The sequence below is a fragment of the Leptolyngbya sp. GB1-A1 genome (assembly GCF_039962475.1).
Lineage (GTDB): Bacteria > Cyanobacteriota > Cyanobacteriia > Elainellales > Elainellaceae > Leptolyngbya_A.
In genome coordinates this window covers 277,596-300,058 of the sequence record NZ_JAMPLI010000003.1, presented here as the reverse complement: position 1 = coordinate 300,058, position 22,463 = coordinate 277,596, and the positions used below count along the sequence as shown (strand labels likewise).

Annotated in this window: 26 protein-coding genes and 1 tRNA gene; 5 read left to right on the top strand and 22 right to left on the bottom strand. The window is 51.1% G+C overall.

Annotated elements, in window-relative coordinates:
- Positions 1–10: 10 nt before the first annotated feature.
- Positions 11–979: a UDP-N-acetylmuramate dehydrogenase gene (gene murB / locus NDI45_RS05160; protein ID WP_190794046.1), complete on the bottom strand. Its 969-nt coding sequence runs from the start codon at positions 977–979 to the stop codon at positions 11–13.
- 142 nt (positions 980–1,121) lie between these two features.
- Entirely contained in the window at positions 1,122–2,615 is a 1,494-nt protein-coding gene (gene murC, locus NDI45_RS05155; RefSeq protein ID WP_190794026.1) for a UDP-N-acetylmuramate--L-alanine ligase, read from the bottom strand.
- Positions 2,616–2,990: 375 nt separating this feature from the next.
- Here murC and nadD point away from each other — a divergent pair, with 375 nt between their 5' ends.
- Positions 2,991–3,665, top strand: coding sequence for a nicotinate (nicotinamide) nucleotide adenylyltransferase (gene nadD / locus NDI45_RS05150; protein WP_348246684.1), 675 nt, complete (start codon positions 2,991–2,993; stop codon positions 3,663–3,665).
- 424 nt (positions 3,666–4,089) lie between these two features.
- Positions 4,090–5,103: a type I glyceraldehyde-3-phosphate dehydrogenase gene (locus NDI45_RS05145; protein WP_190794028.1), complete on the top strand. Its 1,014-nt coding sequence runs from the start codon at positions 4,090–4,092 to the stop codon at positions 5,101–5,103.
- Positions 5,104–5,309: 206 nt separating this feature from the next.
- On the opposite strand, the gene NDI45_RS05140 is transcribed toward NDI45_RS05145, so the two are convergent.
- A complete protein-coding gene (locus NDI45_RS05140) occupies positions 5,310–6,026 on the bottom strand; it encodes a response regulator transcription factor (RefSeq protein ID WP_190794029.1) in 717 nt (238 codons plus the stop codon).
- A gap of 418 nt (positions 6,027–6,444) precedes the next feature.
- Here NDI45_RS05140 and NDI45_RS05135 point away from each other — a divergent pair, with 418 nt between their 5' ends.
- Positions 6,445–7,053 carry a CPP1-like family protein gene (locus NDI45_RS05135; protein ID WP_190794030.1) on the top strand — a complete coding sequence of 203 codons (609 nt, stop codon included), beginning with the start codon at positions 6,445–6,447 and terminating at the stop codon, positions 7,051–7,053.
- Here the strand turns inward: NDI45_RS05135 and NDI45_RS05130 are convergent.
- The 6 genes from NDI45_RS05130 to NDI45_RS05105 form a co-directional block, all read right to left on the bottom strand.
- Positions 7,050–7,583 (bottom strand): queuosine precursor transporter, encoded by a 534-nt coding sequence (locus tag NDI45_RS05130; RefSeq protein WP_190794031.1) that lies wholly within the window; start codon positions 7,581–7,583, stop codon positions 7,050–7,052. The two genes, NDI45_RS05135 and NDI45_RS05130, sit on opposite strands and share 4 nt — an antisense overlap.
- Positions 7,584–7,656: 73 nt before the next feature.
- Entirely contained in the window at positions 7,657–8,103 is a 447-nt protein-coding gene (locus NDI45_RS05125) for a hypothetical protein (RefSeq protein WP_206755109.1), read from the bottom strand.
- 205 nt (positions 8,104–8,308) lie between these two features.
- Positions 8,309–9,532 carry an ATP phosphoribosyltransferase regulatory subunit gene (locus NDI45_RS05120; protein ID WP_190794033.1) on the bottom strand — a complete coding sequence of 408 codons (1,224 nt, stop codon included), beginning with the start codon at positions 9,530–9,532 and terminating at the stop codon, positions 8,309–8,311.
- A gap of 5 nt (positions 9,533–9,537) precedes the next feature.
- Entirely contained in the window at positions 9,538–10,482 is a 945-nt protein-coding gene (locus NDI45_RS05115; RefSeq protein ID WP_190794034.1) for a J domain-containing protein, read from the bottom strand.
- A gap of 118 nt (positions 10,483–10,600) precedes the next feature.
- The gene (locus NDI45_RS05110) at positions 10,601–11,443 is read right to left on the bottom strand and encodes an inositol monophosphatase family protein (protein WP_348246724.1); all 843 of its coding nucleotides are present in this window, start codon (positions 11,441–11,443) and stop codon (positions 10,601–10,603) included.
- 47 nt (positions 11,444–11,490) lie between these two features.
- On the bottom strand, positions 11,491–11,859 hold the full coding sequence (locus tag NDI45_RS05105) for a 2Fe-2S iron-sulfur cluster-binding protein (protein WP_190794035.1): 369 nt from the start codon (positions 11,857–11,859) through the stop codon (positions 11,491–11,493).
- A 286-nt stretch (positions 11,860–12,145) separates the two neighbouring features.
- Here NDI45_RS05105 and NDI45_RS05100 point away from each other — a divergent pair.
- Positions 12,146–12,232: transfer RNA gene (locus NDI45_RS05100), tRNA-Ser, on the top strand.
- A gap of 315 nt (positions 12,233–12,547) precedes the next feature.
- On the opposite strand, the gene NDI45_RS05095 is transcribed toward NDI45_RS05100, so the two are convergent.
- On the bottom strand, positions 12,548–12,856 hold the full coding sequence (locus NDI45_RS05095; protein ID WP_190794036.1) for a hypothetical protein: 309 nt from the start codon (positions 12,854–12,856) through the stop codon (positions 12,548–12,550).
- 431 nt (positions 12,857–13,287) lie between these two features.
- On the opposite strand from NDI45_RS05095, the gene NDI45_RS05090 reads away from it, so the two are divergent.
- Positions 13,288–13,728, top strand: a complete 441-nt coding sequence (locus NDI45_RS05090; protein ID WP_190794037.1) for a DUF1824 family protein — start codon at positions 13,288–13,290, stop codon at positions 13,726–13,728.
- 25 nt (positions 13,729–13,753) lie between these two features.
- Here the strand turns inward: NDI45_RS05090 and NDI45_RS05085 are convergent, their stop codons facing one another.
- From NDI45_RS05085 to NDI45_RS05030, 12 genes are all read right to left on the bottom strand, one after another.
- Positions 13,754–14,515, bottom strand: coding sequence for an ABC transporter permease (locus NDI45_RS05085; protein ID WP_190794038.1), 762 nt, complete (start codon positions 14,513–14,515; stop codon positions 13,754–13,756).
- Between the two features lie 48 nt (positions 14,516–14,563).
- Entirely contained in the window at positions 14,564–15,391 is an 828-nt protein-coding gene (locus NDI45_RS05080; RefSeq protein WP_190794039.1) for an ABC transporter ATP-binding protein, read from the bottom strand.
- Positions 15,392–15,503: 112 nt separating this feature from the next.
- Positions 15,504–16,637 carry an ABC transporter substrate-binding protein gene (locus NDI45_RS05075; protein WP_348246683.1) on the bottom strand — a complete coding sequence of 378 codons (1,134 nt, stop codon included), beginning with the start codon at positions 16,635–16,637 and terminating at the stop codon, positions 15,504–15,506.
- A gap of 508 nt (positions 16,638–17,145) precedes the next feature.
- Positions 17,146–17,265, bottom strand: a complete 120-nt coding sequence (locus NDI45_RS05070) for a photosystem II reaction center protein J (protein ID WP_088893283.1) — start codon at positions 17,263–17,265, stop codon at positions 17,146–17,148.
- 122 nt (positions 17,266–17,387) lie between these two features.
- Complete coding sequence (locus NDI45_RS05065) at positions 17,388–17,516, bottom strand: photosystem II reaction center protein L (RefSeq protein ID WP_088893282.1); 129 nt, start codon at positions 17,514–17,516, stop codon at positions 17,388–17,390.
- Positions 17,517–17,526: 10 nt separating this feature from the next.
- Positions 17,527–17,661: a cytochrome b559 subunit beta gene (gene psbF, locus NDI45_RS05060; protein ID WP_088893281.1), complete on the bottom strand. Its 135-nt coding sequence runs from the start codon at positions 17,659–17,661 to the stop codon at positions 17,527–17,529.
- A 33-nt stretch (positions 17,662–17,694) separates the two neighbouring features.
- Positions 17,695–17,946 (bottom strand): cytochrome b559 subunit alpha, encoded by a 252-nt coding sequence (psbE, locus tag NDI45_RS05055; protein WP_190794041.1) that lies wholly within the window; start codon positions 17,944–17,946, stop codon positions 17,695–17,697.
- A 261-nt stretch (positions 17,947–18,207) separates the two neighbouring features.
- Positions 18,208–19,212 (bottom strand): photosynthesis system II assembly factor Ycf48, encoded by a 1,005-nt coding sequence (locus NDI45_RS05050; protein WP_348246682.1) that lies wholly within the window; start codon positions 19,210–19,212, stop codon positions 18,208–18,210.
- A 213-nt stretch (positions 19,213–19,425) separates the two neighbouring features.
- Positions 19,426–19,761, bottom strand: coding sequence for a rubredoxin (locus NDI45_RS05045; protein ID WP_190794043.1), 336 nt, complete (start codon positions 19,759–19,761; stop codon positions 19,426–19,428).
- Between the two features lie 120 nt (positions 19,762–19,881).
- The gene (gene lspA, locus NDI45_RS05040; protein ID WP_190794044.1) at positions 19,882–20,370 is read right to left on the bottom strand and encodes a signal peptidase II; all 489 of its coding nucleotides are present in this window, start codon (positions 20,368–20,370) and stop codon (positions 19,882–19,884) included.
- 4 nt (positions 20,371–20,374) lie between these two features.
- The gene (locus tag NDI45_RS05035; protein ID WP_190794045.1) at positions 20,375–20,962 is read right to left on the bottom strand and encodes a biotin transporter BioY; all 588 of its coding nucleotides are present in this window, start codon (positions 20,960–20,962) and stop codon (positions 20,375–20,377) included.
- Positions 20,963–21,063: 101 nt separating this feature from the next.
- Positions 21,064–22,140, bottom strand: a complete 1,077-nt coding sequence (locus NDI45_RS05030; RefSeq protein WP_348246681.1) for a ribonuclease Z — start codon at positions 22,138–22,140, stop codon at positions 21,064–21,066.
- Between the last annotated feature and the right edge of the window lie 323 nt (positions 22,141–22,463).

The window sequence follows — 22,463 nt, the reverse complement described above, 5'->3', positions numbered from 1 at the left end:
CCGAAAGAAATTAAGCTGCCTGAAACTCGCCCAGCATCTTCACTTCCGGTTCTAACCACAGTGACCAGCGCCGATCGACCTGCTCCTGAGCATGGCGAATCAAATTCAGAATGTCACTTGCGGTCGCTCCACCACAATTCAAAATAAAGTTTGCATGACGCTGGGCAATTTGTGCTCCGCCAATTTGATACCCTTTTAAGCCCGTCTGCTCAATCAGCCACCCCGCTTTGTGCGATGCAGGATTGCGAAACACACTGCCGCAGCTTGGCAGGTGATAAGGCTGGGTATTTCGCCGCTGATCGAGATGTTCGGTTGTAGCCGCCAGTACCGTGTCTGGGCGTGCGCCGGGTTGCAGTTGCAGGGTTGCTTCGGTCACGAGCCGGAGGGGCTGATCTTTATTTGCCGCAGCGGTTTGCAAACTGGACGATCGATAGCTATAGCGCAAATCCGCAGGCAGCAGCAGCGACGGCTCACCCGATCGATTTAACACGTTTGTATTGACCAAAATCTCTGCAGTACAGGAGTGGTGTGCCCCCGCATTCATCACCACCGCGCCGCCTACCGTTCCGGGAATTCCCACTGCCCATTCCAACCCCTGCCATCCTCGCTCTGCCGCTTGCCATGCAAGCCGAACTAGCGAAACGCCTGCCCCTGCCGTCACCTGCCCCGTTTCTTCATCGAAGTGGGTGTAGCGAAGCCGTCGGGTGCAAATCACTAGCCCTGGCAAACCTCGATCGCTGACGAGCAGATTGCTGCCTGCCCCCAGAAACGTAACTGGTAAACCGCGATCGTTTGCCCAGGCAAGGCTGAGCTGCAAATCTTCGAGTGTGCGAGGGGCGGCATAAAGCTCCGCTGGACCCCCGACCCGATACGAGGTCAGCGTCGATAGGGGGACTTTGGGCTTGATGAGACAGTCTGTTCCTGGCAGACGAATCGGCTGCGGTGGCTGCCCCAGCGGGAGGAAGGATGATTCAGGCATTGCTCGATAGCCCAGTTTGGGTTGAACGGGAGCAGCAGTCGTGGGATCATGGGAAAGGGTCATAAAGATGCAGGATGAGAATGCTTGCAGAAACAATAAAGGATCAAAGCGGTAGAGCGCACCCGGAGCGGGATATATACCCCTAAGCAGGGCTAACGCAAGCCTCTACTCGGCTTTCATCAACTTTTTGGTAATAAGCAGTCAGCTCAGGAATAATTCGATTGAGGTTTCCTGCACCTAAAAAGATCGCCAAGTCTCCTGCCAGTAAGGTTTCTATCAAAAAGGCAGCCGTGCTCTGAAGCGTGGGCTGATAAATGACTTGGGCATGATGAGTGGCGATCGTGTCTGCCACCTGCTGTCCCGTCATATTATCCACATTGGGCTCGCCTGCACTGTAGATATCGGTAATTACCACTAAATCAGCGTCGCTAAATGCCTGGCCAAACTCTGCAAGAAAAGTCTGAGTTCGGCTGTAGCGATGGGGCTGGAACACGGCTACCACTCGTCTGGGCGGTGTCGTCATCTGGGCACGTAAACGAGCGGCTGCCAGCGTCACCTGAATTTCGCTGGGGTGATGAGCATAGTCATCAATAAAAAGAATCTGGTTATGCTCTCCGCGATGCTCAAATCGCCGACGTGCGCCTTCAAACGTTGCCAGAATTTCAGCAATCTGCTCAAACCCCAAGCCCAGCTTTCGTCCTACCGCGATCGCCGCCAGCGAGTTGCTGAGATTATGCCGTCCTAACAGACGTAGTTCGAGCTGTCCCAGCAGCACTCCCCTTTCCCAGACGCGAGCCGAAATTCCCATTGCGTTGTAAACCACGCGATCGACCGTGTAATCTGCATCAGCCGAGGGCTCTAGACTGTAGGTAATCGTAGGCTGAAGGGCTTCCTGCACCGTTGGGCAATCTACACAGCCAATCAGCGTCTTGCACTGCCGCGCAAAGGTTTGAAAGGTATCAATCACCTCATCGAGGGTGGCATAGTGATCGGGATGATCCAGCTCGATATTTGTAACAACACCAATTTCAGCCGCAAGCCGCACCAGCGACCCATCCGACTCATCCGCTTCTGCAACCAGATATTCTCCCTGACCGACAACTGCATTGCCTTCCCAGGCATTCACTTCGCCGCCGACAATAATCGTGGGGTCTAGCCCTGCTTTAAGCAGCAAATAGCCAATCATGCTGCTAGTAGTCGTTTTCCCATGGGTTCCAGCAACGGCAATGCCACGCTGCTGCTGCATCAATGCGGCAAGCAACTCCGATCGATGAAAAATCGGACACCCCATCTCCAGCGCAGCGCGATATTCTGGATTAGCAGGGTGAATTGCCGTCGAGCAAATGACCTGGGGCAGGAAACAATCGGTCGGCACTGGCTGAATTGAACCGGATGGCATCTCTGTTCCCGACGAAACGCTTGCCGAACAGAATGCTTTGAGATTATCGGCAACCTGACTCCAGAAAATGTGCGCGCCCTGCTCCTGAAGCCGTTGCGTAATATGGTTGAGAGAAAGGTCTGACCCAGAAACAGGCAGTTTGCGCTTGGTGAGTACATACGCGAGAGCAGACATTCCAATTCCACCAATGCCGATGAAATGAAATGGTCTCCCGCTGAAGTCCACAGAGTTCAGCATCATAGCTCCTTACACCACACCACACCAAATAACACGCGATATCATAGCAAGAATTGCTTTTTGTGCGACATCTCTCCAACACCAGTTTTTTCAACCTGATTTGCGTCGAAATATCGCAATTAATCACTCAGAAGCACGAAGATTCAACGAAGCGATCGGTTCGATCGATTCAGCAGAACTCCTAATTTTCTGACGGCAGAAGCAATTTTGAGGATTTATCGTAGCGTTCCCATTGAAAAGAGGAAACAGTCGTTTTGAAAAAAGCAACAATTGTTACACTCTGGTATCGCTGGTAACGGGTAAGTCTAACAAATAAATCTAGGATCACTTCACCATTCGTTTGAGTGATTCCAGAAAAAAAGAAGAAATTGGGTTATGAGCAAGGTAGGCATTTTTGGCGGCACATTCAACCCGATTCACTGGGGACATCTGCTCGCTGCTGAAACTGCCCTGGAGCAGGTACGGCTCGATCGCATTTTGTGGGTTCCCACCTCTCATGCCCCCTATAAAACCACCGTTCAACCCGTTTCTTTTCACCACCGTTATCAAATGGTGCAACGGGCGATCGATTCCCATCCCCGGTTTTGCCTGCCCCCGTTCGAGCAAATTGCCGCTCCTGCCGCCTCCGCCTACGCAATCGATATGCTCAAGGCATTGCAGCACCATTATGGAGCCTGCGAGTGGCACTGGATTTTAGGATTAGATGCTTTTCATTCCCTGCCGCGCTGGGTCGGTCGCCGTGAGCTAATTCCACAATGCCTCTGGCTGGTTGCCCCTCGAGCGAATACCCGCTCAGTTCAGCACAGTTGTGCCCCCACGGGTACAGTGTCAGCAAATGCGCTTGAGCAGCTAGAATCCTGCTGTGATAGGGTGGCGGACCAGCTGCGGACTGAGGCAATCGAAGTCAGATGGCAGCTTCTGCAAATGCCGATGGCGCAGGTTTCCTCAAGCCTGGTGCGCCAGCATTGCCAGCAGCAGCGATCGATTCGCTATCTGGTGCCGGAAGCCGTGCGGGACTATATCGCAACGCATCATCTCTATGAAGTGTAAATTCCAGGAGATTAATCAGCCGCGTTATTCCAAATTTCTAGCAGCCACAAAAATTTTATCGAACAGGCTTGCTAGAAATTGACTCCTTCAGACCCATTCACGTCCATGTCCTTTGGCAAACCCTGCCCCTACTCCTGCCGCCACCAAACCGGATCGATCGCCCCAAACCGAAAATGAATTACTAGAAAACACTTCCAACATTGGACTAACTAGTCTTATCAAAAGATAGTAGGCATAAAAACCTATTGCTTCTTGATACGCTAGGATCCTTGTCCTTCAAAGGTTTTAGGCTGTCTCCAGGCTGAGAAACGCCCGTTTTTTGCCCCCAATCTCTGATCCCCAACTCTTGAGAGGCAAACTCCTAAGAGTGTATGATCTGGTTCACTACTATCGATCTTTATTCGTTCACAGAGGGCAAGACGCAGTGATTAGAGTAGCAATCAACGGGTTCGGGCGAATTGGACGAAACTTCTTACGATGCTGGGCCTTGCGCGAGAGCAGTAATCTTGAGGTGGTCGCCATTAATGATACCTCCGACCCCAAAACGAACGCTCACCTGCTTACCTACGACTCCATGCTAGGGAAGTTCAATGCTGATGTAAGTGCGGACGATAACACCATCACGGTCAACGGCAAGGTGATCAAATGCACATCCGATCGCAATCCCCTAAACTTGCCCTGGGGAGCCTGGGATGTTGATTTAATCATCGAGTCTACGGGCGTGTTCGTCTCAAAGGAAGGCGCATCAAAGCACTTAGAAGCAGGGGCTAAAAAGGTTTTGATTACGGCTCCGGGCAAGGGCGATGATGGAACTTTTGTGGTGGGCGTCAACCATCATGACTATGACCACAGCAAGCACAACGTTATCAGCAACGCAAGCTGCACCACTAACTGCCTTGCGCCGATCGCCAAAGTCTTGCACGAGAGCTTCGGCATCATTAAAGGCACCATGACCACTACCCACAGCTACACAGGCGATCAGCGACTCCTGGATGCTAGCCACCGCGATCTGCGTCGGGCAAGAGCTGCTGCGCTCAATATCGTTCCTACAACGACCGGGGCGGCAAAAGCAGTAGCACTAGTTCTTCCTGACCTGAAGGGCAAGCTGAACGGGATTGCGCTCCGCGTTCCCACTCCCAACGTTTCGATCGTGGATCTGGTCGTGCAGGTCGAGAAGCCGACGATCGTAGAACAGGTCAACGAAGTGCTGAAGAACGCTGCTGAAGGTTCGCTTAAAGGCGTCTTAGCATACAGCGATCTGGAGCTGGTCTCCTGCGACTACCGGGGAACCGATGCGTCGTCGATCGTGGATGCGAGCTTGACGATGGTGATGGGTGGCGATATGGTCAAAGTTGTTGCTTGGTATGACAACGAGTGGGGCTATAGCCAGCGTGTGGTTGACCTGGCAGAAGTTGTGGCTCAGCGTTGGGCTGCCTAATCGCGATCGGAAAGCGATTGACCCAATTGTATTAACCCAAAATAGCTAAATGGCTGGTAGTGACGGACTCAAGATCCCAAGCTACCAGCCTTTGCTGTAGCTCAGGGATACGAGCATCCGAAAACAATCAACCTTGCTGGATATCAACTTCCGTGAAGGGCAAATCAATTGTGCAAATCAATTATTGATTAAGTTAAGTTGCAGCCTCAGGTTGCAGATTCACCTTTTTCAAATTGAGGAGCCTCAAATTTGTAGCCCACACCGCGAACGGTTTGAATCAGCGCAGGCTGAGAGGTATCAATCTCGATCTTTTTACGAATCTGCCCGATGTGAACGTCCACCACGCGCTGGTCGCCCACATATTCATAGTCCCAAACCTTCTGGATTAGCTCTGCTCGCCGCCAGACTCGGCCTGGATGGCTAGCCAGGAAGTGCAGCAGATCAAATTCCAGGGCAGTCAGGGGAACCATGTCGCCGTTTAGCGTCACTTCTCGCCGTACTGGATCGATCGCCAGACTGCTGAAGGTGAGGCACTGCTGCTCAGCAGCGGTCACGGGTCGCTGCCGCTTCAGAATTGCACCAACTCGCACTTCCAGTTCACCCAGACTAAAGGGCTTGGTGAGATAGTCATCCGCTCCCTGGGAGAATCCGCGAATTTTATCTGCCTCGTCGCTGCGGCTGGTCAGCATCAGCACGAACACCCCTGTTCGGCTTTGCATTTCTTGACAGAGGTTGTAACCGATCGCATCGGGCAGATTAACGTCAAGGATCACAAGATCAGGATTAAATTGCTCAAACACTGCCAGAGCCGTTTTGCCGTCTTCTGCGGATTCGAGCTGATAATTCTGCTTAGAGAGAAATCGGTGGATGAGCGTCCGAATTGCGGGGTCGTCATCAACTACGAGAATCTTGGCTGGTGCCATAGCCATAACCTTAGCAATCGTGAATGAGCGTAGATGGGCAACACCTCAGCAGTGAGTCTAAAGCTGAGGTAAATTTTTCAAGCGACCGAGCGATTCCACTTCGATGAGGTTCACAATAGATCTATACTCTGCATGATAGGCTGCCATCAGAACTATTATTAACTTATTGCCTAAAGAATTAGACATCTTACAGATAACAAGCTTCCGTTTTGCAGTAGAGCACTCGGTCAGGCAGCGGATGCTGTAATGATTTTGATCAACTCTATTCGCAAACTCAGGGTAGATCGCTAAACTATAGGCTAGCAGTATTAATGGAAACTTGGAATGAGGCGGCGAGCGTCGCGATTGCTCTCATCCTCAAACTTCTTAATGCCAATCATAATCGAATTATGTCAAGGGAGTCCTCCGGAGGTCAGCAATGAGCGATATAAATCCCTACGAACAGCTAGGGGTAGATGAAGATGCCTCGTTCGACGAAATCCAAACCGCTAAAAATCAGCTCGTTGAGGCTTGCGGCAGTGAGCGAAAGCAGGTTGAGGCGCTCGAAGCCGCCTATGATGCCATATTGATGGATCGACTCCGCCTGCGTCAGGAAGGCAAGATCAAAGTGCCCGATCGAATTCGCTTCCCGGAAAAGCTAGCAGAGCCAGTGCCTCAATCCACCCCTGTTGTCGCGCAGCAGACTTCTAACTGGCTTCAGCAGTTCCTTGATACGCCGAGGCGTAGTGAAATTGTGCTGCCTGGGGGTCTGTTTCTTGCGGCTAGTTTACTCAGTTTAGTGATGCAGCCCGCCCTGCCGCTTGCGCTAGGAATCTGTCTCAGCATTTACTACTTGAATCGCAAAGAAAATAAATTCCTGCGGGCAACCCTGCTGACTCTGCTGGGGTTGATTGTAGGGGTTGTAGTAGGGACGCAGCTTGCAGCTCTGCTCCAGCCACAGCTCAGCGCACTCTCGCTCACGGCAGACAGTTTTGCGGCGATCGTCACCTTTGTGATTCTCTGGCTGGTATCCAGCTTTTTGCGCTAGCCCTGGTGTCCGTTCTGGATGGGGTCGGGCTGACGACCGCGATAAAGGGCAGTCAATGCCCCAATCAGGTACTTGACCAGGGTTTCACCCACCAGCAGGGCAAGAATCTGATCGAGCGGCAGCACACCCCAGAACGCGATCAGGGTAAACAGGAAGGTGTCTAACGGAATCGAGACGGCATTGCTTCCGGCAACGCGTACAAACCACGAGCGCTGAAGCAGCTTTTGATAAATTTCTGTATCAGCAGTCTCGGAAAGCAGAATTGCAGCAAATGACGCGATGATAATTCGCATCGGCACACCGAGCACTGAACTCATTAACACATTGGCGAACGCAGCGACGGCGATCGTGCTATAAACCCAGCGACGCCCTGCGTAATGGAGTCGATCGCGCTGTGTAAATGTTGCGCCAAACAAAAAGGTTCCAAAGGCAACCTGCCCAAACAGGGGCAAGGGAATAAACCATTCTGGCGTGGTGGTGTAGTTTGCACCCAAAACCGCCAGAATATAAATCAGGCTATGCAAAATCATGGGACTAAGAAGGCAATCGTTTTGACTTCATGCAGTCTATCGCTTGTGCCTTTGCATTGGTCATTAAAAGTGATTAAACCGGATCTTCCTCGTCCCCGATTTCTGGCTGCTCTTTCCCTGTAAACAGCCCTGCTTTAAATAGAAAATCAAGCTGGGCAGATCGCGTTGTCGCGGTAGAAGAAACGATCGAGCTAGCGGCAGTCCCGCTCCCTGGCATCACGACCACTTGATGACAGAGCACTGCCAGCAAGCACGAGCAAAGGGCAAGCAGACAAAAATCAAGATTGCGGGTTGAGTGCAACCACGGCAAAGCAGCGGTGATTGCCTTTGGAGAATGCCTCGAAGCGTGCGCTACTGGAACAGCACACGAAGCAAGCGGTAACTGATTGCGAGTAGAAATCGTCATTGGCTCTCTAGTAGGTTCTTCATTGGGGCGATCGGCAGATGTTTCAAAATCCAAAGCGGGATAAGAGGGTTTCGAGGTGTCCACAACAATCAGCCCCAATGCAGCTTTAATCACTTTAATCAACTGATTAGCACAGTTTGGTTTAGTCAGAAGGTTTGAATCAACGCTTAGCGCGATCGAAAAGACAGCGAAAGGCAAAGTTTAATTCAAATTATCTGAATCTTAGACTGCCCATCTTGGACGAGGCAAATCTCATTTTGGTTCCAAGTCTTTGATTGAACCCAGGTTCGGCTATTAGTCTAGACGATTTAGGCAAGGATTAGTTCAGCGTTTCTAGCTCCGATCGCCCTTCTGCACTAACCCAGGCAATCTGGCGAATTCGTCTTTGACGAGCATAGCTGCGAATGTCATCCGGGTTCGATCGATCGCCCAGCTCCACTTCAACTCGCACCAGCGGGACAGACTCTCGCAGCGTTGCAGCATAAGCGAAGGCATTTGCCATTGATATAGGCGTTTTGGCTACGACCAGCCAATCGCAGGCAGGGGTGTGGAGCGGCAGTTTTTCTCGACTAAGCAGAACTTGATGCAGTTCCTCAATATTCAGCACAAAGCCGATTCCGGGACAGGGAATTCCTTGAGGATGATATAGCTCTAGAAGCTGGTCATAGCGTCCCCCCTGACCCAAAACTCGCTGACCGGAAGCCGTACCGCTGACGACCTCAAACACAATGCCCGTGTAGTAGTCAAAGGTTTGAATCAGGCTTAAGTCCAGCACGATCGCAAGCGATTCCTGAAGCTGACTGGCTTGGAGCAGTTCCAGCAGCAGTTTCAGGTTGTTGACCGTTTCTCGCTGAGCAGGCTCCAAGTCAAAGCCGGAGATTTTTTGCAGTACATCCGCCGGATTTCCACGCAAATCGAGCAGCAGCAGTGCCCGTTCTCGCAGTTCTGGCGACAGGTTCATGGTTTCTAGCCGCATTCGATCCAGAGTGGCAATCGCTTCTCGCACCTGATCGCGCACATTTCCCGGAAAGATTGACAGCAGCGATCGCGTCAGCCCGGCATCGCCCAGAATCAGATGACAGTGGGGCAATCCCAACGCCTGCAAACAGTTTGCCAGCAGCAGCACAATTTCTGCATCCGCCGCGACGCTGCCCGCGCCCAGTAGCTCAACGCCTGCCTGGTAAAACTCCTGCTGCCGATTGTGGTTGCCCTGCTCTGCCCGCCGAAACACATTGGCGTTGTAATAAAGCCGCTGTGGATAGGGAACACCTGCCATGCGAGTAACAGCAGCTCTGGCGATCGAGGCAGTCAATTCAGGACGTAACCCCAAGGGTTGCCCTTCTAAGTCTTGAAGCTGGATTACGGTTGCTGGGTCGATCGCCCCGCCTGCCATAAGGGTCTCCAGCCGCTCCAGGGTAGAGGTAATAATCCGGTGATAGCCCCAGCGATGAAAGACGGTTTGAATATGATCTTCGATCCAGCGTTTTTGAGCGACATCCAGGGGAAACAGATCTCGCGCTCCGACAGGCGGTTGATAAACCATTACAATTACTTCTTCTTGCCGCCAAACAACCCAAACAAACCTCCGCCTCCTGCATTCGGCTTTTTGCCTTTTGCATCTGGTTTCGCGGTGGCTGCCTTGCTGCCTGGACCCTCTAGTTTGCGTTTACCTTCCAAGGCTACCGCATCTTGGGGATTCAATTCTAATGCCTTGTTGAAGTGAATTTTTGCCATTGTAAGCTGGTTGGTCTTGAGAAAGACAACTCCCAAGCGGCTATGGCAGGTGCTATTGGTTGGCTCCAGTTTTAATGCTTCGCGAAGTTCCAAAATTGCTTTGGAATAGTCTTTGCGATTTTCAAGCTCTTGTGCTCGCCACAGGTAGGATTCAATTAGCGCGTCGCGGGTCGGTGGGGCGGCAGGCGCAGGCTGAGCAGGAGTTGGGGATTGAGCATTTGCGGCTTTGACAGCTGGATTCGAGGAGTTGCTCTGAGGCGAAGGTAGCGGGGACTCCTTTCTTTTTTCCTTTCGCATCAGGTAGACCAGATTCAGTTCACTAATCTGCCCAATCATGTCGATCGCCTGGTCAAGCTGCTCATATTGCCGGGATGCAAGTTCGCGCATAGCTGCCCGGTAAGTGTTGTCTACATCGCTAGTCGCTGCCAGCTTTAGCGCGGCATCTGTCATCAGTGCCACGGTTTCCTGCTGCTGGAGTGCCTGCTGTCCCTTAAGCCGCACTAGAATACAGTATTCGCTGTAGTTCTTTTCCTGAGACAGCTTCTCATAAGCTGGATTGACCAGCTTTGACAGGAAATTGGCTGCTCGGTGTCGATCGGTTTCATCCGCCGCAGAGTTACTGTCTGGGTGAAGGCGACGCGCCACTTGCAGATATCGTTTCCGAATTTCTTTTAGATCTGCATCGATCGCAACGCCTAAAATTGCGTGGTAATCGGTGAAGTTAAGACTAAATAGCCCTTGCTCAATTTTGAAAGCCATGCTGCTGATTTCACACCCTCAACAGGTCTAGTCTAGGGTTCCCTTCAGTGTACTGCGATTATCTAACCAATGAGAACTGCTGAATCCGTATCCGCTTGGGCGACCTCGCGGTAGATTCTCAGGTCTTGAGTGATGGAAGATGGCTGCTATCGACAAGCGGCTTCACTTGCAGCAATTCTTGACTTATTTCCTGATGAATGCGTCCGTTCGTTGCCAGAATTCGCCCTGATTCCAGTACAAACGAACTGCGATCGTATGCCGTCACTTCTCCCCCCGATTCGAGCACCAGCACTACGCCTGCCACCATATCCCAGGGCGACAAACCCCGCTCCCAAAAGCCATCAAGTCGCCCACAGGCAACATACGCCAGATCAAGGGCGGCTGACCCACTCCGTCTCACACCCTGCGTTAGATGAGTGAAATGACAAAACTCGGCATAGTTATTGTCGGGGGTTTGATGACGATCGTACGCAAAGCCCGTCACCAGTAAGCTCTGTCTCAGATGCTCGGTCTGAGAAACCCGAATCGATCGCCGATTGCAGGTTGCGCCCAATCCAGTTGCAGCGCGAAATAGCTCTTGCCGAAACGGATCGAAAATCACGCCCACTTGAGGAATGCCCTTAACCAATAGCCCGATCGAACAGCAATAGGCAGGATACTGATGGGCATAGTTCGTCGTACCATCGAGGGGATCGATCGCCCATAACCAATCGCCTTCATCGCCGGAGCGTCCCGATTCTTCTGCCAGAATGGCATGACTGGGAAAATGCCGCCGAATAATTTCTAGAATTGCCGCTTCTGCTGCTTTATCTGCTTCTGTTACCAGATCACCTGGTCGTCCCTTTTCCTGAATCTGCTCCAGCTTGCCTGTAAATGCTTGCAGAATTGCTCCGCCTGTTAATGCAGCCTCGGTCGCAACATCGAGAAAAATTTGCAGTTCGGCAGTTTGTGCATTAACCATTTGTGGATTAACCGTGGGGCGATCGCCGATCGGTTCAGTCATGGATGCTATTCCTCGTCTAGTGGCAGTCCGCGCCGCACAGTTCCTCTGCCAAAATGTTGCCCAAACTGAAGCTCATACACTTCATCTTCATCCTGGGTTTCGACTTCCAAATCCGAGCGCGGATAGCTGACGCACAACAGCGCATAACCCTGTTCCCGCAGTTTCGGAGACAGCCCCATCGCTTCCGGCTGATACACCTCGCCAGAGTGAATTCGAACGGCACAGGCAGTACAGGCTCCATTACGGCAAGAATATGGCAAATCTGCACCCTGCGATTCTGCCTTCATTAGAATGTATCGATCTTCGGGAACCTGAACCGTATAGCAAGTCCCCTTCTGCGGATTTTGAATCCGAACGGTGTAAACGCGCGTCATGAATCAGCCTCAAATTGCTTCGGGCAAAGCTTAAACAACGGAACATCTGCCCTAACAGCCGATGCTCAGATCCTTAATGCCCAATAGCTCATCATAGTGGCTGCCATGTCCTTCTGTCTGAGTCGCTAGCGAGACATTTGTTAGGATGCCTCGTTACCTACAATCGGGACTGGCAATCGGGACTGGATTGTCGAGGGGATATTTTTGGGGCGATCGGATTTCTGCGGCTGATTTCTGCTACCATAGTTTTCTTGTGAACAGCAATGGCTCACAAATCATATCCCCTGGAGAGATGGCCGAGTGGTTGAAGGCGCAGCACTGGAAATGCTGTTTAGGGGTAACTCTAACGAGGGTTCGAATCCCTCTCTCTCCGTTCTGAATTCCAGAGATTTAAGGTTTTCTCCTAATCCTGCACCCTGATCAAGCGGTGCTCCTCTTTGAGATCCTAAGTTCAGTTAAAAGAGCAGTCCAATAAAGAGCAGCCTAGTCAAGAGCTGACGGTGGGGTGTAGAAAGCTGCTTCATCATCGCTGCCCCGTGATAGCTCCTAAGGCACCGTCATAAGCGATTCGTACCTTTCCACTTCGTCGCTTTCCACTAGGTCTGGTCTGGCTGCCAGGTTGATGCTTGTGAAGATACAAAATCTTTGCCCTTACTGAAGAACGATTTTGCTGGACAATCTACACAGGCTACGAATTGGACGCAATAAGTCCAGAAATCGGATTAGGGTATTCTTCCAAAGGCATGAAGGGTTCAGCAGCGATCGCCTCCTCTAGGGCTTCCTGCAAAGACACTAATTGGGGGACATCTGCAGTAATCTCTCCTTCAGAGAACCGTGGAGTAACCGAGGTAGCAAACAGAGGAGTGGCAAACGTGCAAGCCCGCCAGCGTCCCTGAACCAGCACCCCAAGCTGATAGCAAAAACCGCCACGCCGCCCCTCCATCTTGTAAAATTGGCAGTGCCGACAGGATGAAACCCCCCTAACCGTCGTATCCATAAGATGTGAATGTCTAATTGGTTAAAAAAGCTAATCTCAATCTTCGTCTAGGCTAGCGATTCATTTTCCCGAATAAAAAATCGGGAAGTCTTTATCCGGTGAGACTTTGGCCTATCTCAGACCGTAGATCGGTATTCAGATTCTCTTTAGAATCGTGGAATTAATCCTGACTCTTAAGTTATAAAACTCAGTGCTTTCCCCATTGTTAATTTCTATTTCTTGCCGAGAACACAGCGGGGATCAAGCTAAACCTACTGCCAGGCGAGTAAGCCTATCTCAAAACATCCGGTCAATCTACGGTCATTTTGAAACCGGAATGAGCGGGGATAAAGCAGCTACTTCTATTTACGCTTGACGATCTGCCCATTACAGTGATTGAGATCAGCTTTCTCCAGTTTTCCTAATTTTTACGATTGCAATTAGTATCCTTTATGTCTAGTTCTGCTGCTCTAACGCTGGATGAAGCCCATCAACTGCTTAAGCAATTTAGCTGTTTGCAGTCGTCTGGTTTGCAGCCACCTGATAGACAAGCAGACGAAGCACGCTTGGGCGATCGTCCTCAGCTCCAACAAGCCCTGATGCTACTGACAGCGGAGTCTGATTATCAAATGCTGGGGATTTGTGCAGACTCGATTGAAGCGGGACGCACTGCCTTAGCTGCCTATACTAAAGCACTAGGCTATCAGCCGAGCCTGGAGCTTCAGCCGATCGAAGGACCTGTTTATATCAAGTTCAATTCCAGAACCATGTCCTGCTACGCCAGCCCTTACGAGGGCCAACATCGAGGCGTGCTAGTCTCCTGTCAGTCAGCAGACGAAGACGGCATCAACGAGATGTATGGACATTTGCCGATCGATTTATTTGTAGATTAGCCGGTTCTCCTGAGCTTTCCTGGTTCTAGCGTGCCCAATAAATAATCTTTTTCTCAGCCAGCACAAAGAAGCCGTAGAGAATTACCCCCATCAGTGCCAGCACCACCAGTCCAGCAAAGGCGAGGGGCACGTTGAAGTCGGATGTTGCCTGCACAATCAAATATCCCAGTCCGGCGTTTGAAGCGATCGATTCTGAAATTACGGCTCCAATAAAGGCAAACGAGGCAGCAATCTTAAGCGACGCAAAAAGGTAAGGCAGGGTATGGGGAAAGCCGACCTTCTGGAAGGTTTCGACCTGAGTTGCACCTAGCGATCGCAGCACGTCTTTCATTTCTGGCTCCACCGTATCCAGCCCTAGAGCCACATTCACTGCGATCGGAAAAAACGCCAGCAGAAAAGCCGTAATCGTTGCTGGAATTGCATTTGCGCCAAACCGGATTGCCAGCAGGGGGACAATTGCCGCCTTCGGAATCGTATTAAACGCCACCAGCAGGGGGTAAAGCGTCTGGTAGGCAAGGCGGGAGTAGCCGATGAGAAACCCCAGCACTACACCGACCAGTACCGCAAGCGAAAAGCCGACGAGCGTTGTCCACAGCGTTCTCATCGTATTTGCCATCAGCTGCGGCGCAAATTGAATCATTGCCTGAAGTATGCTTGAGGGCGCAGGCAGGGTAAACGGCTGAATTTTGAACAGGATGACTGCCAGTTCCCACAGGGCAAACAGCAGCACCGTCGCGACAAAGGGCAGCACAAAACTAGCAGTTTTAGATTTGAGGAATCGATTCATATCTAGGGGGGTGAAGGTTTTGGTCTGCTGTAGGGGCGGGTTTAGCAGTTAGTGCTGGATATGCCGCCGGAGAGTGGAGAAATAGTGGTTGAATTCGTCGGAGAGTTCCATTTCGAGGGTGCGGGGACGAGGTAGATCGATTTTCACGTCGTAAATAATTGAGCTGGGACGCGCACCCATCACATAAACCCGATCGGCAAGAAAAACTGCTTCACGCAAATCGTGGGTAATCAGAATGCTGACGCACTTAACCCGCATCCAGAGGGCTTGCAGCATCACCCACATTTCTTCCCGGGTGAAAGCATCGAGTGCGCCAAACGGCTCATCCAGCAGCAAAATCTCCGGCTGATGAATCAATGCTCGACAAAGGGAAGCCCGCTGCCGCATTCCGCCCGACAACTGCCAGGGAAACTGCTTTTGGAAGTCCTGAAGCTTCACCGTTTTGAGCAAATCCTGCGCCATCTGCACAAATTCTGCTTTGCGCTGCTTAAACTCCCGCTTGTAAGGCTGCACAATTTCCAGCGGCAGCAGCACATTATCCAGCGTCGATCGCCAAGGCAGCAGCACCGGATTTTGAAACGCCATGCCAACATTCTTCATCGGACGGCGAATTGTTTCGCCCCGGTAGCGCACCGCTCCGATCGGCGCAGGATTTAAACCAGATACCATCCGCAAAATCGAGGTTTTGCCGCAGCCCGATGGACCAACGATCGCCACAAATTCTCCCGGCTGAATCGAAAGACTGACCTCCTGGATAATGCAGCGCATTGAACCTTCAAATGGATATTCCAGCCCAACCTGATCAAACTCCAGCAAAGGATCTCCAGGGGCAGAAACGGGCTGAACCTTGGCGGAATCGGTGGTCTGTTGAAACATAAGGAATCGACAGGGGTGAAGGACAACCGAAAAACAAACTGCAGACGATGGGTAGAAAGACAAAATACGGAAAAGCTGCCTCGCCCTATCCATCGCCTGAGAACTACACGCTCTAGCTCAGGGGCTTACGTTCGCTGGCGGGGGGCAACTGGCGATCGGCTTCAGCAGGCAAAAACTGATTGGTAAAGACATCAGAAACAGCTGGCTTGCTGGGTAGACCAAAGCCTTCCACCGTTTGCTCGATCGTCGTTTCGAGCCGCTTCGGGTCAACTGCGCCCAGACCAAGCTTTTCGACTTCTGGCGTAATAAACATCCGCTCCAGCGCAATTTCCATCCGCACTTTTTCAGCGTTGCGATCCATCAGCTTGCTGTCGTCTGATGCCATCACAGCATCCAGCCCGGCAGATGGGTCGCGCAGCACATCCTGCATTCCGCGCAGATATGCCCGAACAAAGCCCTTCACGGCTTCAGGATTCTGTTCGGCAAAGCTTGCCCTGGTCAGGATCGAGTTGCCGTAGAAATCCATGCCATTGTCGTTGTAGTAAAACACGTTGAGGTCGCTCATTTGCTTGCCGCCCTTGAGCAAACCGGGCAGGGCAGAGGTCGCAAAGCCGCTAATGGCATCAACCTGCTTTTGCAACAGGAAGCTTTCGCGCAGTTTTGGCTCCATCGTTGTCCACTGCACGGAGTTTGGGTCAATACCCACCTGGCTAGCAAAGACCGGGAAGAGTTTTCGGGGTCCGTCGCCTGCGGGTGCGCCCAGCTTCTTGCCCGCTAAATCCTTGGGTGAATTAATGCCGCTTTCCTTTAGAGTGATGATTGAGAAGGGTGCTCTACTATGAACTGAAGCGACTGCAATCACGCGATCGTTGGGGTTCTTGCTGTTGAACTCCATCGCGTTATAGATATCGCTAAACGCAAGGTCAAAGGAACCTGCTCCCAATTTGCTGATCGTGTCGGCATTGCCAAAGCCGCGCTCATAAACCACATTCAGCCCTTCTTCGGCAAAGTAGCCCTTGTTCATTGCGATAATGAGCGGCGCATCCAGACTTTGCTTCAGGAAAGACAACTGCACCTTAACCGTTTTTAGCTCTTTATTTGCCGGAGCCGCAGTTTGGGCAGCAGGAACCGCAGAATTTTCGGTTGGATTGTTTGCCGTCGGAGCAGTACAGCCTGCAAACATAACCAGGGATGCAGTCAGCAGGGAAACTCCTGACCATTGCTTGAGAGAAGAACGCTTCACCATAGACTCCAAAATTCCCATTAATGCTGATAATTTGCGCGATCGATTAGTCAATTAAAAAACATTCAGGAGCAATAAACCAACTACACAGCTACTAGGGCATTGAATTTTGGAATAGAGCCTGCTTTCTGTGTTAAGGACTACAGTCTTCCCATTTTCATGACCCTACTAAGGAATTCTGACCAGGTCGTTTTTAATACTCAATCAAAATTATTGGGAAGAAATAGGGAAACCAGGGAGATTCAGGGGTTGTCATTTGTCATTGGTTCTTTGTCCTTTGTCCTTTGCAGAGAACCGCAGATCAATGACCGGTAACAGTGAGCGATAACAGCCACCTCTAGCACTTATTTTTGTCTTCTTATTTCTTTGTCTTCTTATTATTTATTAACACTGCAAATTTGCAAAACTGAATTCGATCGCAAAAATTACAGAACCTAAAAACTGCAAAAAAGATGCCCTCGCCAAATGGAAAGGGCAAATTATGATATCTATTTCGAGGAAAACGAAAAGCTTAGATAGAGGAACCGAGTCCTGCGTAAGCTCCGTAGAAGAAAAGACCAACTACCACCAGCACACCCGTGCCAGCGATCGTTGCAACAACCCAAAGCGGAATTCTACCTGATTGCAGCATGAGCCTACTTTATCCTCCCAAGATCAAGAACTTTTTTGTTCCAGAAACAACGTGCAGCTCAAAAAGAGATTGCGACTCCTGCACAAAGCGCAGCAAAAATGAGATATCGCGACCCAAAAGGGCTAGTTGAAGAAATAGCTGGAGAACAGAATACCCAGCACAAACACCAGCAGCAAGCCAAGATAGAGAGAGGTCCGGTTTAGCTCAACTGGCTGCTTATTGGGATTGGATGAACGGTCTAAAGGTGCCATCTTTTGACTCCTATCGTTGAATGAACTGCATCGCTGCAATTGCGCCCAAGAAGAAAACAGAGGGCACTGCCAGCGTGTGAACGGCTAGCCAGCGAACGGTAAAAATCGGATAAGTAACGGGTTGATTTGGAGTATTGCTCGTCATAGTAGTCTGATGATAGTTACCTAATGCTAGAAGCTACTTTTGCTGTAAAAACTGTTGAATTTGCTGCTTCCCTTCAAAGCGATCGGAAACGATCGGCACTTCTTGACGGGTTTGCGTATAGTATTCGTTGGGGCGGGGCGTTCCAAACGCATCATATGCCAGACCCGTGCTGACAAATAGCCAGCCTGCAATAAACAGTGCCGGAATTGTGATGCTGTGAATTACCCAGTAGCGAATGCTGGTCACAATATCGCCAAAGGGACGCTCTCCAGTAGTACCTGCCATCCAGTTTCCTCCCAGTCAAACAATTGAAATCTTACTCTCTATCATACGGGAGAGCGTAGTTGGTCACAAGTCAATTACTACCTCTCCATTTCCTTTTTTCAAGACTATTCTTCAGGATAATTCAAGACAGTTAAACCAGCCCATCTCTGAACTGATTTCTATCAGAATTTAGGCGTGATCGTAAGCAGTCTACCGAAAAATAGGATTCGATCGATCGCTGACCTGGAGCACAGCCTACAACAGTCAAACCAGGGCAAATCCTTAAGCGGGCTGTTCATATCTCAAAACCGTACCGCGCTGACCCAAAATGTATCCTTGCTCCGGCGAGAGAAACACAATTTTGTAAAAGTTAGACGGTACATTCTCAACGTCTCGATCCTTCTGCCAGGTTTGCCCACCGTCATAGCTCACCATTAGGTTGCCGCTGCCCCCCGCGACCCAGAGTTCATCTTTAGTGCGGTACGCCAGATCGAGTAGCCCCCAGCTTGTGGCAAATTCTGGATTCACCGTGTTCGACCAGCTTTCGGGATCGTTGGGATCACTAAACTGCACTTGACCGCCTCTTGCTAGCAGCCAGAGTTGCCCATCCTGACCATAGCCCATGTTCTGAAGGCGGCGAGAACTGGTGCGATTGTGGGGTGTCCAGGCATCCTGACCGGGTTCCCAGGTAGAAAAGAAACTGCCGCGAGCCGAAACTGCTACATACTTACCGTCCGGCGATCGCTCAATGTTTCGCAGCACCCCGACGGCTTCTTGAACCATTGCCTGCCAAGTGCGTCCTCCGTCTTTAGTGCGGTAGATTGCACCCACATTGGTGGTCATTTCGGCTTGCTTTGAACCAAGAGCAACGATCGTATCCGGCGCACCAGGCAGCTTTTCGCTCAGCGGAACCCGCGACCAGGATTTGCCGCCGTCTTTGGTATGCAGCATCAAGCTTGGCTGCCCAACAACCCAGCCCTCCTGCCCAGAGAAACTGACCGACGAAAGGCTATAGCTAGTGCTGTCTCCTAAATCGAGTTCGCGTGGCTCCCAAGTTCTGCCGCCGTCTGTCGTTTCAAGCAGGGTTTCATTCGTGCCGACCATCCAGCCGTGATTTGCATCGTCGGTAAAGGCGACATCGGCGATCGTTGCTTCAGTCGGTAAGGTGAGCACCTGCCACGGGTTTTCGGTCGCAGATGCCAGGAAGCCTCTGGCACAGCTACTACACAGCAGCACTGCCACCAGCACAATCACAACTTGCTTAAAAGACTTAACGAATGAGTACATCGGACTTTTTAGAAGGAATAATTCAGGTCAGGAGAGATGAGTTTGGCAGTGATCAGCACGAAGCGCAACCCCGAAGGAACCGCTCTGCGGGCAACTGTTGAAGCGATTACCTCTTTCGGGAACTACCAGGCAAACAGACTTAAAACAAACCAAGTGACGTGCCCACGACGAGCAAACAAGGTTTAAGCAAGCTTGGACTCAGAATGAACCGCGCTAGTTTAACCCGTACAAACTGAGAAAGAAAATGACGCCCAGTGCCAAACCACCAAAAATGAGAATGTTTTTCTGACCGGGGGTCAGTGTGTTGACTCCCAGCCCGTAGCCCAAATTCTCTTTGAAGCCAGAGGGATTACCGACTGGACCAATATTGCTAAAGCGGCTCTTTCGTACAGTGCAGACCGGGCAACGCCAGTTCTCCGGCAGTTCCGTAAACGCAGTTCCGGCAGCAATTTTGCTGGTATTGTCTCCTCGGACTGGCTCATAGACATAGCCGCAAGCTCCGCACTCATAGCGATCGAGGGTTTTGGGATCAAGTGCTTCCGTACTCATAGCGGCACTCACCGTAAAGGTTACAGAACGATCGAACAGAAATCTGAGAAACTCTGTTAAAGATTATGACATAGACTGTTGCCAGCACCGAGGATTGATCCCAAGGCAAAAAAACTACTGCTAATCTCTTGTAGGCGGACGTTTGGCTTGACCGTTTCCGTTCTGCGGACGAAATGCCACGATTAACAGACAGGCAATCCCAAGATTGATACAGATATCTGCCACGTTAAACACCGGAAACTGAATCAGGCGAAAATCAAAAAAATCCACGACCTCACCGCGCAGGAAGCGATCGATCCCGTTGCCTGCTGCTCCCGCCAAAATGAACCCATAGCCAAACTGCTCCCAGCGATTGAGTCGCGAAAACCAGCCCAGCGCAATCAGCCCTAAACTGACGAGCAGCGACAGCCAGCGCAGCCATTCTCCGCTTTCGCTAAACAAACTAAATGCCGCGCCCTTATTTGTTACAAACGTAAGGTGAAACACATCCTGGATGAGTGGAATCGTTTGCCCTAGCTCAAACGTGCTAAACACCAGAAGTTTGGTGACCTGATCTACAATCAGCCCGACGAGTGCGGCAGCCCAAAATGACGGATTCTTTAGTCTCATACCATCAGTAAAGCAGCAGGTGACGCAGGAGAAAAGCCAGCACCGCCACGGCACACACGATTGCCATTTGGCCGGGAAGCGGCTGAAGTGAATAGGTGAATAGGGCGTTGGCGATGGTCAGACTGCCCAATTTTGCCCAGTTCAGCGATTGCGCCAGTAGCAAATAAAGCGTTCCTGTGAGATGAATCGTCAGCAAACCCATCAAACTGCTAAACGCGAGAAATTCCAGTCGAGCCGGCAATCGAAATGCTAACCAACCACAGATCCAGGCTCCTGGCACAAACCCCAACAAATAGCCAAACGTGGGGCGAAACACATAGTCAAAGCCGCCGCCCTGCGTGAACACATTAAACCAGGTGAGGCCCAGCAGCAGGTAGGCAATTTGGGAAATGGCAGCCGGACGACTTCCCGCCAGACAGCCAATCAGCAGCACTGCCCCTACCTGACAGGTTACGCCCAGTGACAAAGGCTGCACACCCTGCCCCCAAGCCCACGGAGGAATGGTAATAAACGCCTCAACCAGGGTTCCGCCGATCGTCAGGATCAGCCCAATCAAAGCCCAGAGCAATTGGGTGGGTGCAGTTAATTTCACAGGACACCGGGGTGAGGGAATGTCAGTGAGATTATACTCTTCCCCTGTTCGATCGCATCACTGCCTCCAGAATTGCCCTTGAAACGCAGCCCTGCAGCCAATCATAAAGCTTTTGACTTCGCCGGAGTTGGCTTGGCAGCAGAGGTAGACGCTTTGCCTGCGGTCTTCGAGGCGGATTTCCTGGGCTTTTCTGGTTTTGTGGCTTCCTGAGTTTCTGTTTTTTGCGCTTCGGATTTCTCTGCCTCAGGCTGGCGACGCGGAATTTCGTAGGTCATAAAGTCGTGCGCCATGATCGTCTGCGGGAAAATGGCTCTGGCTTCGATCAGAAGGTCCTCGAGGACGATCGAATTTCCGGGAGCATAGCGGGGGCTAAAGTGGGTCATAATAAGCTGCTTCACCTGTGCGCCTAATGCCGTTTGAGCCGCCATCGTTGAAGTAGAGTGAAGCCGCTGATAAGCCAGCTCGGCATCTTGATGAGCAAAGGTGGCTTCATGCACCAGCACATCGGCATCTTGCGACAGTTCTACCGCGTTTTCGCAATAAATCGTATCGGTACAGTAAACGAACTTGCGCCCAATTTCCGTTTCGCCGCAGAGGTCTGCTCCGTTAATCAGGCGTCCGTCGGGCAGCGTAATCACTTCGCCTCGCTTCAGCCTGCCGTAGAGCGGACCAGCGGGAATTCCCATTGCCTGAGCGCGATCGACATCAAACCGTCCCGAGCGGTCTTTTTCGGCAACGCGATAGCCAAAGGCAGGTAGGCGGTGAGTCAGCGGCGCAGAGGTGACGGTAAATTCTTCCTCTTCCAGCACCAAACCTGGCTCGATCGTATGCACCTTCACCGGATAAGAAAAATGGGTTTGGGAGTAGCGTCCTGCGGCTTTGAGATACTCATCCAGCTTAGGTGGACCGTAGATATCAATCCGGCTAGGATTCCCTGCCAGTCCACAGCTGGCTAGCAGACCCATTAGCCCGTAGATGTGATCGCCGTGCATGTGGGTAATAAAAATTTTGGTGATCTGACTTACGCGCAGATCGCTGCGAAGAATTTGATGTTGAGTGCCCTCGCCGCAGTCAAATAGCCAGACCTCCGATCGCTGAGGCAGCCTCAGGGCAACACTGGAAACGTTACGCGATCGAGTGGGCACACCCGAACTGGTTCCTAAAAATGTGATCTGCAAAGCTTAAACCTACCCAATGCCGCAGTGTTGGACTAGATCTATCGTGACATAAGACGAGGAGAGTGGGAGGGTGAGGAGATGAGAGTTCGCTTGTCCTGAGTCACCTTTAAAGATTCAGTGGATTAATTTTAAGAATTTTTTGTTGAAGCTGCTGTGGAACTTGAGGTGGCGGGGAATAGTCTGAAAGCAAGAGTTGAATGATGAAGTTGAGATGAAATTTTGAGTAGCTACAGGAGCGATCGCGGCAATTACGGAATTTTTGTAGCTAAACCTTAAAAAGTTGAAATAAGATGAACCAGGATTATTGTGATTTCGTTTCCAGC